The following is a 13,772-nucleotide window of genomic DNA, read 5'->3' on the forward strand; positions in this document are numbered from 1 at the left end:
CCTTCCGCGAAAGCTTGGTGTGGTCCTGCGCATACGGAGGTGGACTGTCCTGATCCGAAAATGGTTCGATCGCCGACTGACACTCGAAGGATCAGAACTCGACACGGGGACGCTCGGTGATATCCCGGCTGAGCAGCGTCCGAACGTCTGCCCCCGGAAGTCCAGAGCGGTTGATGAAACCCTCAAAAGAGAGACCGGTCGTCTCCATGAGTTCTAGTGCACGCTGCAGGAGTACTGGTACCTCCGGGTTCCCCAAAGGACCTGGCTCCACCTTCCTCCATCCACGCGCGGACAGCGCTTTCCATCCCTGCGCGTACGCGTGTTCGCTCATGACGCCAAGCGTCTTTGCTCTCACCAGAAGGGCCGCCAGCGAGACTTGCCATTTTGCCTTCAGACGTAGAAAAGCGGGCCAGTCAAGTCGATCCGGAAGTTCTGATTTAATGTCATCAGCTGGCATGAGGAACGATGCGGCAAACTCGTGAGCTTGCCCTTCCGTGGTCTTGTCTCCAATTTTCCCCGAAACTCCGTGCAGAACTAGGTGACCCAGTTCGTGGGCCGCATCGAAGCGGGAGCGGTCGCGCAGACCCTTATCAGCACCTAGGGCGACGACGGGCCGATCGGGAAAGTCGACACAGAATGCGTCGACTTTTTCGATACTGACACGAAAACGAACGACAACGATCCCGTTCATCTCCAGCAATCGCACAACATCGCGAACCGGGCCCTGTGGCACGTTCCAATGGTCGCGAACCCGAGCTGCCGCTTGCTCGATGTCGGCCGACTGAAGCGGCTGCCCGCCGTCAATCGGGACACGCGGCAGATTGAGGTCTGGCAACGCGACATGCTTCTCGAGTTCGAGTGCAAGTTCCCGCGCGAGGTGCACGTAGGCCAGAGCTTGCTGGCGATCTCGCGGAGAAGTTGATCGAAGGCTGCGAAAGAACCCGTTCACCTCGTCCTGAGCAGGGGGACGAGCTGGCGCGGCGAAGAAGGTCGGCGGCACCCGCAACGCGACCGCGAGGCGGCGGAGTGTCGATGTGGCGGGCTTGGCGTGCCCGTTCTCGAACTGGCTGACCGAGGCTGCGGTGACGGAGCCGACTTCCCGCGCCAGCTGCACCTGGGTGAGACCGCGAAGCTCGCGGGCCATCCGCAGTCTGGCCCGATCGAACAGGGCCGCGATGTCGCCGGGGTCCAGTTGCGGGTCGTTCACGTCGCTCGTCTCCGCGCCAGTCGGTGTCCGCTGCTCAGCGGACGGTTCTCGATCTTGATCTCCGCTCGCATCTTAGGCACACCTCGGTTACCGGGCGGTCAAATAACTGGACCCCAACAGGACACGCCCGAGTGAAGCGTGTCGGGTTGAACATCAACTCTGTCGTGTAATCTACCGATATTCGAGAAAATTATGTTCGAATCTGAGGCTACCGCCGTGCGTGGGGGACGGAGTTGAGAGTGAAGGTTCAGGAGTGCGTGCTGTCCGAGGAGGTGGTCACCGCCGATTCGACGGAGGCTGCGCTGTGGGACGCCATCGTGGTTCCAGAAGCGATCAAGGAGCGGTTGCGCAACCAGACCTTGTTGGCGCTGCTCGTGCGGCCTGAGCTGCCGTTCGAGGTGACGGCGTTGCACGGGTTGTGCACGCTCTACGGGCCGCCCGGCACCGGCAAGACGACCCTGGCGCGCGGTCTGCCGGCGCAGGTCGCGCGCTTCGTTCCCGGCGAGGAGGTGCGGCGGATCGAGATCAACCCGCACGGGCTGATGCGCGCCGAGCACGGGCAGTCGCAGCAGCGGGTCAGCGAGCTGCTCGGCGAGTACGTGCCGGGGCTGGCGTCGGACGGTGTGCCGACGGTGGTGATCCTCGACGAGGTCGAGTCGATGGCGGTCGCTCGCTCGGCGGCGTCGTTGGCCGCCAACCCGGCGGATGTCCACCGCGCCACCGACGCGGTGCTCACGGCGTTGGACCTCAACGCCGCCGAGCACCCGCACCTGTTCTTCGTCGCGACCAGCAACTTCACCACCGCTCTCGACAAGGCGTTCCTGTCCCGTTCCGACGCCGGCATCCTCGTCCCGCTCCCGGAGCCAGCGGCGCTGCGGGAAATCCTGGCTTCCACGCTGCTCACGCTCGCCGACAAGTACCCGGCCCTGGGTGACCTGGCGCGCTCCTCGGCGATGAACCGCATCGCCGAGGCCGCAGACGGGTTGGACGGCCGTCGCACGCGCAAGGTGGTCTTCGAAGCCCTGGCTCAGCGGCTGGACACGGTGCTCGACCCCGGCAGCCTCACCGAGGACGACCTGGCCGCCGCGGTGCGCAACGCCGTCGCGGAGACGAACCGGTCGGAGGTGTCCCGTGCGACGCACTAGGGAGGTGGCGGCCTCGCCTGTGCGCAGCGCCAGCGCGACCTGGTCGGTGATCGCGGACCTCGTGGCGGACACCGTGGCACAGTCCTCCGCGCTGTTGCGCGACGAGGCGATGCAGGCGATGTCGGCCGTCGAGGCGGTCGGGCGAATGCTGGTCGCGGGAGGGCACCTGCACAAGCACCCGATCACCCTGGTGGCCGGCAAGGTGCACTGCGAGATCACCACGGTGTCCGGCACGGCGGCGCTGACGCTTGAGGAGAACCTCAACCCCGTCCCCGGCGCGGCGGGCGCCGACGACTTCACGGTCTACCTCCCGTCGCCCGCCCCGCTTCAGGAGCAGGTGAAGGCAGCAGTGGACGGGCACGCTCGACTGTCGGACGCCGCCCCGCCCACCGCGGAGACGAAGGCCGCCAGCTCGGGTCCGCTGATCGACCGTGAGGCCCTCCGCCGGGCGGTGACCCAGCGATGACCTCGACCTATACCTACAGCTACACCCGGACCCACACAGCTACGCACCTGACCGACATCATCCTCGGCGCCATCACCGACATCCTCGCTGATCTCGGGATCTACATGGACCGGCTGCGCCGTGACTGGGTGCAGAACGAGAACGCGATCAAGGCGTGGATCGAGGAGGGCTCCCTCGACACGGTCGTCCTCGAGTGCCACCAGCCCTCAGGTGCCGTAGTGCCGGTGATCGAGTTCCCGGTGTCCTACACCGCCTCCGGCGACGGCAACGCCGAGTTCACCGCCTCCCGCGCCCGGCTCGCCCGGTTCCGCGCCAAGCTCGACCGCGTGCCCGCGGGCACCACCTACAAGTTGTTCTGCACCTTCAACGGCCCGCGCACCCCGCAACCAGGCTGGGGTCCTGGCCAGAGGGCGAGCACCGACGGCCTGCGCGGCATCACCTTCGGCACCCTCGGCTCCGCCCCGCACGCCTCGACCGGCATGCGGTACTACCACAACTGAGACCACGAGCAGGAACAACCACCGCTATGGGATACATCGACGACGCCTTCGCCAAGCTCAAGCACAACCTGGAGATCACCCAGACCGAGCAGAACCTGGCCAAGGCTCGACACGTGGCCATCCGCGACTTCGTCAAGTCGCACTGGGACCTCGCCGACAACTTCCTCACCGGCAGCTACCGGCGCGACACCAAAACCAAGAAGCTCAAGGACATCGACATCTTCGTCGTCCTCAACGCCGACGGCTCCCAGGCCGGCTTCCGCGACCAGGCCCCCATCCAGGTCATCAACGCCCTGGAGACCCTGCTCCGCCAGAAGTGGAGCGCCGCCGCCCGCGACGGCATGGCGGTCGTCATCCCCTACGGAGCCGACGACGACGTCATGTCCATCGACGTTGTGCCCGCCTTCAAACGAGAGGACGGCGGCTACTACATCCCCGACCCATCGGCGGGCGAATGGCTCGCGACCAACCCCAAACGCCACCACGAGCTAAGCATCGCCAAGAACGCCGACTGCGACGGCAAGTACGTCCCCTTCGTCAAGATGATCAAGGGCATCAACCGCGAACTCGGCGAACCCGTCGCGCCCTCCTTCCTGCTGGAGGTCATGGCCCAGTCCCTGGTGAAGCCACCGATCGGGCGCTACCAGGACGAGATCATCTGCTTCCTGGCCACCGCCGCCGAACGCATCGGCGACGAATGGCCCGACCCCGCCGGTCTCGGCAGCGACGTCAACGCCGTCATGAACGCCACCCAGAAACTCGCCGCGGCCAACGCGCTCAACCAAGCCCGCGCCGTTGCCGAGCGGGCAGTCGACCTCGATGACGAGGACCAGGAAAAAGCCGCCTACGACGAGTGGAAGAGGCTCTTCGGGAACCGGATGACCAAGCCATGAACCTCTCCACCAACCCCGGCGGCGTTCGTGGGATACCGCCTCGGGCCATCCACGAACGGCAACTCGACGACGACATGCTGCTCCTGCAGCGCGCCGCCGCAGCAAGCCACCAACGTGGCCAGTTCCTCGAGGCCGCCCGCGTCGATGCCGCCGTACTGCTCGCCGCCGCCGGCGTCCTGATCACGCTGATCGGACATGGCCGGACCGTGGTCTCGATCGTCGGGTTCTTCTGGTTCGTCGTCTCCGCCTTCCTGCTCAAAGGCCTCACCGGGAACACCGCCCGCCAAGGCGCCCTGCTCCAGGAGATGTTCGACACCGCCCTGTTCCACATGCCCTGGCGCGCCACCGTCGCCGGCGACCCCATCCCCGAACCAGACGTCCGCCGCCTCGCCCGCCAACTCCCCCGCGGGGGCAAGAAGGACAAGCGCGTCACCGACGGCTGGTACGACCCCACCCACGACGTACACCACCCCTACGACGTCTTCATCGCCCAGGAACAGAACCTCACCTGGGACGCCCGCCTGCGCCGCCGCTACAGCCACCTCATCGCCGCCGCCGCATTCCTGTGGACCGCCATCGGCCTGATCGTCGGTCTCGCGGTCGCGAACGCGACGCTGCTCGACACCCTCCTCAGCTTCTTCGTCCCATCCCTGGCCGCCTACCAGATCGCCTACGAAATCTGGTCCAGCCAACGCAAAGTGGCCGACGAACGCGACCGACTCGCCAAGGTCGTCAACACCGAACTGAACAACGCACGCCCCGGCCCCGTGCCCGACACCGAATGGCACCGCCTCCGCAACGTGGCCCGCGACGTCCAGGACGGTGTCCTCCGCACCCGCCTGGAGCCAGCCCGAGTACCCGAGTGGTTCTACAAACACTTCCGCGACGACGACGAACGCGACTTCGGCGACACCGCAGAAGGCCACCGCCGCCGTCTCGCCCACGACCCACCCCCATCCACATAGTGCGCTGGGCGGAATGCACCAAGCCCGCCCAGCGAACCGCTCAACCAAGTGGAGTTAGTTGGAACCGGCTCCACCTATCAGGTGGCCAGCTAGAAATCGCTGGTCAGCACTGTTCTCGATCTCTGGTACTCCCGCTGCCGGGAGCACCAAGTTGATCAAGCATCTCCGCAGTTCGGGGCCTGTTCCCCCGGCGAGAGGGGATCGGCATGGCTCGATCGCCTCGTGGCTAAGGTTGCAGGACGCAGCTCCGCCCGGACCGATCGGCCCCAGAAGCGAGAGCTGATGTGCAACAGGAAGGACGAGCTACCGGATGTCTCGCTTGACCTTGCCGCAACTGGAGCGGCACCTGTTCGCTGCTGCGGACGTGCTGCGCGGCTCTATGGAGGCCTCGGCCTACAAGGAGTACATCTTCGGGATGCTGTTCCTGAAATACGCCTCCGACCAGTTCGAGTCGGAGCGGCAGCAGGTCATCTCGGAGCAGCAGGCGAGGGGGCGCAGTCAGGCCGAGGCCGAGCAGCGGGCCGAGTCCCCGTCGTTCTATCGGACGTTCTACGTCCCGCAGCGGGCACGCTGGGATCAGATTCGCGATCATCTCCACAAGTCTGTCGGCAATGGGCTGAACAAGGCCCTCGAGGAACTGGAGCACAGCAACCGGTCGCTCGACGGGGTGCTGCAGCACATCGACTTCAACCGCAAGATCGGTCAGTCGTCGATGTCCGATAAGAAGCTGCGCGAGTTGATCGTGCACTTCAACAAGGTGCCGCTCCGCCAGCAGGACTTTGAGTTCCCCGACCTCCTCGGCGCCGCCTACGAGTACCTGATCCGGGACTTTGCTGACTCGGCAGGCAAGAAGGGCGGCGAGTTCTACACCCCGCGTGACGTTGTCCGCCTCATGGTGCAGATCGCCGACCCGCATCCCGGCATGAGTGTCTACGACCCGTGCACCGGCTCGGGTGGCATGCTGATCCTCTCCAAGGAGTACGTCGAGGAGTCGGGCGGCGACGGACGTAACCTCGCCCTCGCCGGCCAGGAGAAGGATGGCAGCGTCTGGGCCATCTCCAAGATGAACATGCTGCTCCACGGCATCCCCGATGCCGATCTTCGCAACAACGACGACGGCACGCTCGAAGACCCAGCGCACATCACCGGCGGGGAGCTGCAGCGGTTCGATCGAGTGATCACCAACCCGCCTTTCTCGATGAACTACAGCGCCGACGCGATCCCGTTCCCCGAGCGCTTCCGCTATGGCTACACGCCTGAGAAGGGCAAGAAGGCCGACCTGATGTTCGTCCAGCACATGCTGGCGGTCACCCGACCTGGTGGCCTCGTCACCACTGTTATGCCGCACGGCGTGCTGTTCCGTAGCGGCGACGAGGGGAAGATCCGCAGCGGTTTCCTGAACGACGACCTCATCGAAGCCGTGATCGGCCTCGGCCCTCAACTCTTCTATGGAACGGGCATCCCGGCATGCATCCTCGTACTGCGGCCGGTCGGCTCGAAGCCCAAGGACCGTGCGGGCAAGGTGCTGTTTATCAACGCGGACCGGGATTACCGAGAAGGCCGGGCACAAAACTACCTGGAGCCTGAACATATCGAAAAGATCGTATCGGCCTATCGCACCTTCGAGGACGTCCCTGGCTTCGCGCGCGTCATCTCCCGCGATGAGCTAGCTGAGAACGACGACAACCTCAACATCCGCCGCTACGTCGACACCACGCCACCTCCCGAGCCGCAGGACGTACGGGCGCATCTGCACGGCGGCATCCCGAAAAGCGAAGTCAGCGCGAAGGCTGATCTCTTCGCCGACCATGGGCTGATGCCAGAGCACCTCTTTAGCCCGAAGAGCGACGGCTATCTGCAGTTCGCTGACATCGTGACCGAGCGACGCGACCTACGTCGGCTGATCGAGGCTGACTCCGGAGTTGTCGCCGCAGAGACTGCCGTGCTTGATGCCATCGGTGTTTGGTGGGAGGAGCAGGAGTCACGGTTCGACAAACTGGAGTCGCCTGGCGACCTGGTTGATTTGCGCAAAGACCTGATCGAGACGTTCCGAGACACGCTGGCCTCAACACCGCTGCTGGATCCGTTCGCGATCCGCGGCATCGTCGCGTCCTGGTGGGGCGAGAGTCTGCCCGACCTGAAGGCGCTCGCAACGCACGGCTACGGCGGCCTCATTGAGGCATGGGGCGCTACGGTGCTCGATGCGCTGGCCGAAGAAAAGGCGAAGGTCAACCCTCTCGACCACAAGGTGGCACGCGCGCTGCTGCCTGAGTACCTCGATCGGCTGGCCGCCCTCGAAGCCGAGGTGGCCGAGTTGGACAACACGATCAAGGCGGCTACTACCTCTGATGATGAGGATGACGCCGAGCCTAGCGAAGAGGCACTCTCGCTGGCTGAAATCAAGAGGCTGAAGAGCAAGCTGACGGCGACCAAGAAGCAACTAAAGATCGAGAAGGCGGCGTTCGCCGACCGCCTCGCAGCATCCAGCACAGCGCTTGACGACACGTCCACGCGTCAGGTCGTGCTCGACGCCATGGAGCGCGATCTCTTGGCCGAGGCCCAGGACCGCATTGCCCGGCATCGTCGGGCGGTGATCGCGGCGTTCGAGACCTGGTGGGATAAGTATCGGACGCCGCTCGCGACGCTCGAAGCCGAGCGTGCCGCAGCAGCAGCGAAGCTGGCTGGGTTCTTGAAGGAGCTTGGCTATGAGTAAGAAAGCGCCCGTCATCCCAACCGTAGTTGATTGGCCGTCGCGCACTGTCGGAGATCTGACAACTCTTCTTCGCCGTGGCACAGCACCGGTTTATGTTGACGAATCGGATGTCATGGCAATCGGGCAGCGATGCGTTACGGATGCCGATTTTGATGGGTCACGTTCGCGGCCGCACTCAGCCAAACCTATGTCGAACGTTGTGATACCTCAGACCGGGGATGTCCTGATCAACTCAACGGGGGCGGGAACTATTGGTCGCTCCGTTGTCTTCCAAGAAGACGGGGCCAGGTACATAGTCGATGGCCATGTGACTGTGGCCCGACCCCGCGAGAAGGATCTTGTCGGCCGCTGGCTGAACGACATACTTCGCAGTCCACAAGGTCAAAGATACCTTGAGGCAAGATGTTACGCCGGGTCGACGAACCAGATCGAACTGTCGTCGTCGGCATTCGCCGCCATGCCGGTCGCAGTTCCTTCGGTCGACGAGCAGCGGCGCGTGGCGGAAGTGCTCGACGCTTTGGATGCCCAGATTCGACTGACGTCGAGAGTTATTGCCAAGCTCGAAAAAGCAGGCCATGGGCTGATGAATGACCTATTGAGCCGCGGAGTTGATCAGAACGGCCACACTCGCCCAACGGGATCTTTCGAAATGCGGACCAGTAACGCTGGGTCATTTCCCGCGAATTGGACTGTCGTCAGACTCGATCAGATCGCAGAAGTTGAGCGAGGGAAGTTCGGCCATCGCCCCAGAAATGATCCAATGTATCTCGGCGGGCCATTTCCGTTCATTCAGACCGGGGACATCGCCGCGGCAGCGGGCGGGGAAATTGTCGATGCCAGCCAATCGCTGAGTCACCTGGGAGCAGCGGTGAGCCGTAGCTTTCCTGCTGGGACTATTGCAGTAACTATTGCCGCCAACATCGCGGACACGGCTATGCTCGGGCAGCCCATGTACTTCCCTGACAGCGTGGTCGGCGTAGCAGTCCGTCCACCTAATCGTGCCGAATACGTGCAGTTCGTACTGCGCGCTGCGAAGCCGCGACTCGAAGCGCGAGCCCCGCAGAGCGCTCAGCGCAATATCAACCTTCAGGACCTCCGTCCCCTGGAAGTACCGCTTCCTGACCCGGCCGAGCAGGCCCGTATCTGTGCAGTCATGAAGGCGCACTCAGACGTAGTACTAGCGGAGCGGAAGTCTCTCGCGAAGACAAAAGCACAGAAGGCGGCAATCCTTGCGGATCTCCTGACTGGACGAGCCCGCGTGCCTGCCGAGGCTGCCTCATGAGCCCAGGCCCGGAGTACACCGAGGTCGAGAAGCCGCTGCTCGATCAGTTGTCCGGTCTCGGCTGGCAGGTCATCGAGGGGTCGAAGTCAGATCCGTCAGTGACGGAGCGCGACTCGTTCCGCGGCTCGATCCTCGAAGGCCGGCTCCGCGCCTCACTGCTCAAGATCAACCCAGGGCCGGACGGTTTGCCGTGGTTGGACGATGCGCGCCTGGCCGAGGTGGTCTCGTCGCTTACGCGCTCTGAGGTGGGCAAGCTCATCGAGCTCAACGAGCGGATGACTGAGCGCCTCCTTGAGGGCCTGCCTGTGGCGGGACTACCGAATTGGGATCAGGGACGCTCGCAGCGCGTCCGGTTCATCGACTTTGACGACGCAGCCAACAATGACTTCCTGGCGATCAGCCAGTTCCGGGTGGATGAGCCCGGCGGCCAGGCCAAGAAGTTCGTCGCTCCCGATGTCGTGCTGTTCGTCAATGGCATCCCGCTGGTGGTCATTGAGTGCAAGAGCCCGTACATCACCGACCCGATGGCCGAGGGCATCACCCAGCTTCGTCGCTACGCCAACCAGCGTCACCTCGGCCTGCCCGAGGGCAATGAGCAGTTGTTCTGGACTAACCAGTTCGTGGTCTCGACGTACGGTGACAAGGCTCGTGTCGCGACCTTGACCGCTGGACCGGAGCACTTCCTGGAGTGGAAAGACGCCTTCCCTCTCACCCGCGACGAGCTGGCAGCTCAGCTCGGCAAGCCCGCGGCCGAGCTGACGGGCCAAGAGCTGCTGGTTGCCGGGATGCTTGCGCCGTCCAATCTGCTCGATCTCGTCCGGCACTTCACCCTCTTCACGGAGGTCAACGGCAGACGGATCAAGATCGTCGCCCGCTACCAGCAGTACCGTGCCGTCGGCCGGGCACTGACACGCCTCCGGACCGGCAAGACGCGAGCCCAGGACGGCGAGAGTGACCGCCGTGGCGGCCTGATCTGGCACACCCAAGGCTCGGGTAAGTCCCTGACCATGGTGTTCCTGGTGCGGGCGATGCGCTCGGATCGAGTGCTGCGCGCCTTCAAGGTCGTGGTCATCACTGACCGAACCGACCTCGAAAAGCAGCTCTCCGAGACCGCCAAGCTCTCCGGTGAGGGCGTCGTCCGGGCACGACGCACGGCTCAGCTGCGAACCATCCTCGAGGAGAAGGGCCCTGCGCTCGTCTTCGCCATGATCCAGAAGTACCGGGACACGGATACCGCTGGTGCCGGTGAGACCCGCATGGCCGCGGACGAGAAGACCGAGGCGCTCGGTGTCCTGAATACCGACGAGACCGTCGTGATCCTCGTCGACGAGGCGCACCGCTCCCAAACTTCGACGCTGCACGCCAACCTCATGGCGGCACTGCCGAACTCCGCCAAGATCGGCTTCACCGGAACGCCGATCATGCGCGAGGGCAAGAAGCGCACCGACGCGATCTTCGGGTCGTTCATCGACAAGTACACGATCCGCCAGGCCGAGCACGACGGTGCCGTTGTCCCTATTTTCTACGAGGGGCGCACCGCTAAGGGTGCGGTGGCTGGCGGGAGTGATCTGGACGAACTGTTCGAGGACATGTTCGCCGAGCACACTGACGAGGAGATCGAGAAACTCAAGGCGCGTTACGCCACGACCGGCGCGGTGCTGGAAGCGCCAAAGCTCATCGCAGCCAAGGCGAAGTCGATTCTCTGGCACTACATATCAACGGTGCTACCCGGCGGTTTCAAGGCGCAGCTGTCAGCTACCAGCCGCCTGGCGACGGTTCGATACCGCGAGGCGCTCCTCGCGGCGCGGGACGACCTCGTCGGTCAGATCGAGCGTCTGCCGGAGCACCTCGTGCGCGGGGCCGAGGACGGCAGGCTGGACATCGACGGCCTCGATCGGCGCAAGCAGGTCCTGATCCGCGCCTTGCCACACCTTGATCTGATCCGGATCCTGGACTTCGTTCCGGTCATCTCCGGCAGCAACAATGATGACCCGACCTGGCTGCAGTGGACCGACAAGTCCCGCCAGGACGCAGTCATCGCCGAGTTCAAGAAGCCGCTGGGCCTCCCAGGCGAGCAGACGAGCCCCGTCGCTTTCCTGTTGGTACGCACCATGCTGCTGACCGGCTTCGACGCCCCGGTCGAGCAGGCGCTCTACCTCGACCGCTTCATCCAGGATGCCGAGCTGCTCCAGGCCATCGCCCGTGTCAACCGGACCAGCCCAGGCAAAGCCGCTGGCCTCCTTGTCGACTACTTCGGCGTTGGTGCCCACCTCCAGAAGGCGCTGCAGGCCTATGCACCTGAGGACGCCGAGGATGCCATCGGGGCTCTGGCCTCGATCACCGACGAGGTACCGAAGCTGCGCGATCGACACGCCCGGGTGGTGGCGCTCTTCACCCAGGCGGGCATTGGCACGTTCGACCTGGACGAGGACATCGAGGCCTGTGTCGACCTGCTTTCGGACGACGCCCTCCGGGCCCGATTTGGTGTGCTGCTCAAGCAGTTCCTCACCGCACTCGACACAGTCCTGCCCCGGCCGGAGGCGCTGCCCTTCGCGGCCGACGCCAAGCGGCTCGGCCTGATCCAAAAGGTCGCCCGGCGACGCTACCGAGACGACGGTCTCGGAGAATTCAACGCCTCGCTGTACGGCGAGAAGGTGCGCGCCCTGATCGACGAGCACGTCACGGCGCTCGACATCGCGGCCAAGATCCCGCCCGTCTCGATCACTGACCCCGACTTTCTCGCAAAGGTCAAGGGCCTCACCTCCGACAAGGCGAAAGCCTCGGAGATGGAGCACGCCCTTCGCTTCCACATTCGCAAGAACTTCGACGAGGATCCCGCTCGCTACACCAAGCTCTCCGAGCGCCTCGACGAGATCCTGAAGGCGCTGACCGGCAAGTGGGACCAGCTCAGCCTCGCGCTCGAGGTGCTGCTCGGCGACGTTGTCGACGAGCCGGCGTCGCGTGTGCACGAGGATCCACTCGTTGCCCGGTTCTACGGCCTTCTGGAGAGCGAGTTCGCCACCAGCGCCACCCTGCCTGACGAGGTCCGGGCGGGCATCCTGCATCTCGCCGAAGACATCGTCGTCGAGGTGATCCGGCACGCGGGCATCGTTCGGTTCTGGCACAACCCGCATGCCCAGGACGAGCTGCGTAAGGACATCATCCACCAGCTGGACGACCGTGACCTGTTTCCGTTCTCCGAACAGGCAGCCATTGCCGACCGCCTCATGGAGCTGGCGCGAGCCAACCAGTCCTTGCTCAGGGAGCAAATCCGTGCACGGAGGCGCTCATGAGCGCCGTTCTCCAGTTTGACGATCTGCGCGTACTGATCGAGTTTGGCGGCAGCAGCCGCAAGGCGCGCCTCACCATCGAAGCCGACGGATCGCTGCGTCTGAGGGCTGCCGAGGACGTGGCGGCCGAGGAGCTGCAGCAATTCCTGGCATCGAAACGCGAGTGGGTCTACCGCAAGCTCGCGGAAAAGGAGCTCCTGCAGCACGAGCCCATCACCAAGGAGCTTGTCGACGGCGAGGGCTTTCTGTACCTGGGTCGCAGCCATCGGCTGAAGATCGGCGACGTGGACGGCGCTGTCCGCCTAGAGCGCGGCCGACTCATCCTACCTCGGCACCTCGTCGAAATAGGAGAGGTGAGCCTGATCGCCTGGTACCAGCGCTGCGGCGAGGCCTGGTTGCAACCTCGCTCCAAGGCGTGGGCAGAGCGACTACGAGTCGATGCAGGGCCTATCGAGGTGGCAGACCTCGGCCACAAGTGGGGAAGCGCCACGGCGGGACGGCGCGTACGCATCCACTGGGCGACGCTCCAACTGTCATCACCACTCGTTGATTACGTGTTGGCGCACGAACTCGCACATCTGCGCGAGCCTCACCACGGCCCTGCGTTCTGGCAGCTGCTCGCTCGCGTCATGCCTGACTACGAAGAACGCAAGCAGGAGCTGGCCAAGCGGGGTACCTGCCTTTGGTTTGGGGAACGACGTGACTGAGCCGACCTCGCTCTCTCGTCAGACGACCCGACGCAGGCCGACCCAGCCCCATCATCGACAGAAGCAGATGTTCGCGGCTTGACGGGCCGGGCCGCCGACAAATACGACCCGGCCCGTCAGGCAACCCCGACAGCATCCATCCGTGACAGCCCACGACAACGACCGTCAGTGGGACGTCACAACGCGAAAGTTGCTTCAACCACCAGGCTACCGACGCAGATCCGCAGGTCAGCACTGTTCCCAACGTTGACGAAGGCACCGTGCCGCTGGCTTGGTGGGTGGCGGCGGGAGTGCAGCGATCGGTGCGCTGGTGCTCGGCAAGGCGTCGAACTGCGCCTCGAGCACGCGCGAGCACGGCGGCGGCGTCGTCGAACAATCCGGCTTCCGCCGCAGCGAATTCCGCATTCTTCAGTCTGCCCCGGACGGTCTCCAGGTCGATGTCGTGCCGGACGTACGCCGCCGAAGCGCCCCGCCGAACTGTCCAGCTTGGCCAGTTCGAACACGTTTCAGGGCGTCCGGTCGTTTTCGGTGCAGTGCCAACTGCCGGGTACGTCATCCATTCGGCACGGCGCGTTTCGCGCACGGTTGCTTGTGGAGCGCCGTC

General features: G+C 64.5%; 10 protein-coding genes. 9 read left to right on the forward strand and 1 reads right to left on the reverse strand.

Translation table 11 applies throughout. From position 1 onward, the window contains the following. Positions 1–91 precede the first annotated feature (91 nt). Positions 92–1,207, reverse strand: coding sequence for an XRE family transcriptional regulator (locus PUT80_RS23350; RefSeq protein WP_275293438.1), 1,116 nt, complete (start codon positions 1,205–1,207; stop codon positions 92–94). A 239-nt stretch (positions 1,208–1,446) separates the two neighbouring features. Between PUT80_RS23350 and PUT80_RS23355 the strand changes: the two genes are divergently transcribed. From PUT80_RS23355 to PUT80_RS23395, 9 genes are all read left to right on the forward strand, one after another. Continuing rightward, a complete protein-coding gene (locus PUT80_RS23355; protein ID WP_275293439.1) occupies positions 1,447–2,352 on the forward strand; it encodes an AAA family ATPase in 906 nt (301 codons plus the stop codon). A gap of 19 nt (positions 2,353–2,371) precedes the next feature. Beyond that, the gene (locus PUT80_RS23360) at positions 2,372–2,818 is read left to right on the forward strand and encodes a hypothetical protein (RefSeq protein ID WP_275293440.1); all 447 of its coding nucleotides are present in this window, start codon (positions 2,372–2,374) and stop codon (positions 2,816–2,818) included. After that, positions 2,815–3,318 (forward strand): hypothetical protein, encoded by a 504-nt coding sequence (locus PUT80_RS23365; RefSeq protein WP_275293441.1) that lies wholly within the window; start codon positions 2,815–2,817, stop codon positions 3,316–3,318. The genes PUT80_RS23360 and PUT80_RS23365 overlap by 4 nt, the downstream gene beginning before the upstream one ends. 26 nt (positions 3,319–3,344) lie before the next feature. Then, positions 3,345–4,211, forward strand: coding sequence for a CBASS oligonucleotide cyclase (locus tag PUT80_RS23370; RefSeq protein ID WP_275293442.1), 867 nt, complete (start codon positions 3,345–3,347; stop codon positions 4,209–4,211). Beyond that, a complete protein-coding gene (locus tag PUT80_RS23375) occupies positions 4,208–5,176 on the forward strand; it encodes an S-4TM family putative pore-forming effector (protein WP_275293443.1) in 969 nt (322 codons plus the stop codon). The genes PUT80_RS23370 and PUT80_RS23375 overlap by 4 nt, the downstream gene beginning before the upstream one ends. A 310-nt stretch (positions 5,177–5,486) precedes the next feature. Beyond that, the gene (locus PUT80_RS23380) at positions 5,487–7,889 is read left to right on the forward strand and encodes an N-6 DNA methylase (RefSeq protein ID WP_275293444.1); all 2,403 of its coding nucleotides are present in this window, start codon (positions 5,487–5,489) and stop codon (positions 7,887–7,889) included. Then, positions 7,882–9,171 carry a restriction endonuclease subunit S gene (locus PUT80_RS23385; RefSeq protein ID WP_275293445.1) on the forward strand — a complete coding sequence of 430 codons (1,290 nt, stop codon included), beginning with the start codon at positions 7,882–7,884 and terminating at the stop codon, positions 9,169–9,171. Before PUT80_RS23380 ends, PUT80_RS23385 begins: the two co-directional genes overlap by 8 nt. After that, complete coding sequence (locus tag PUT80_RS23390; protein WP_275293446.1) at positions 9,168–12,464, forward strand: HsdR family type I site-specific deoxyribonuclease; 3,297 nt, start codon at positions 9,168–9,170, stop codon at positions 12,462–12,464. The genes PUT80_RS23385 and PUT80_RS23390 overlap by 4 nt, the downstream gene beginning before the upstream one ends. Next, complete coding sequence (locus PUT80_RS23395; RefSeq protein ID WP_275293447.1) at positions 12,461–13,168, forward strand: SprT family zinc-dependent metalloprotease; 708 nt, start codon at positions 12,461–12,463, stop codon at positions 13,166–13,168. The genes PUT80_RS23390 and PUT80_RS23395 overlap by 4 nt, the downstream gene beginning before the upstream one ends. The last annotated feature ends 604 nt before the right edge of the window (positions 13,169–13,772 follow it).

The organism is Amycolatopsis sp. La24 (assembly GCF_029087445.1).
GTDB lineage: Bacteria > Actinomycetota > Actinomycetes > Mycobacteriales > Pseudonocardiaceae > Amycolatopsis > Amycolatopsis nivea.

What these genes read in the sequence shown, in the direction of transcription:
- PUT80_RS23365 (WP_275293441.1), top strand. Translation starts at nt 2,815, where the DNA reads ATGACCTCGACCTATACCTACAGCTACACCCGGACCCACACAGCTACG.
- PUT80_RS23370 (WP_275293442.1), top strand. Translation starts at nt 3,345, where the DNA reads ATGGGATACATCGACGACGCCTTCGCCAAGCTCAAGCACAACCTGGAG.
- PUT80_RS23375 (WP_275293443.1), top strand. Translation starts at nt 4,208, where the DNA reads ATGAACCTCTCCACCAACCCCGGCGGCGTTCGTGGGATACCGCCTCGG.
- PUT80_RS23380 (WP_275293444.1), top strand. Translation starts at nt 5,487, where the DNA reads ATGTCTCGCTTGACCTTGCCGCAACTGGAGCGGCACCTGTTCGCTGCT.
- PUT80_RS23385 (WP_275293445.1), top strand. Translation starts at nt 7,882, where the DNA reads ATGAGTAAGAAAGCGCCCGTCATCCCAACCGTAGTTGATTGGCCGTCG.
- PUT80_RS23390 (WP_275293446.1), top strand. Translation starts at nt 9,168, where the DNA reads ATGAGCCCAGGCCCGGAGTACACCGAGGTCGAGAAGCCGCTGCTCGAT.
- PUT80_RS23395 (WP_275293447.1), top strand. Translation starts at nt 12,461, where the DNA reads ATGAGCGCCGTTCTCCAGTTTGACGATCTGCGCGTACTGATCGAGTTT.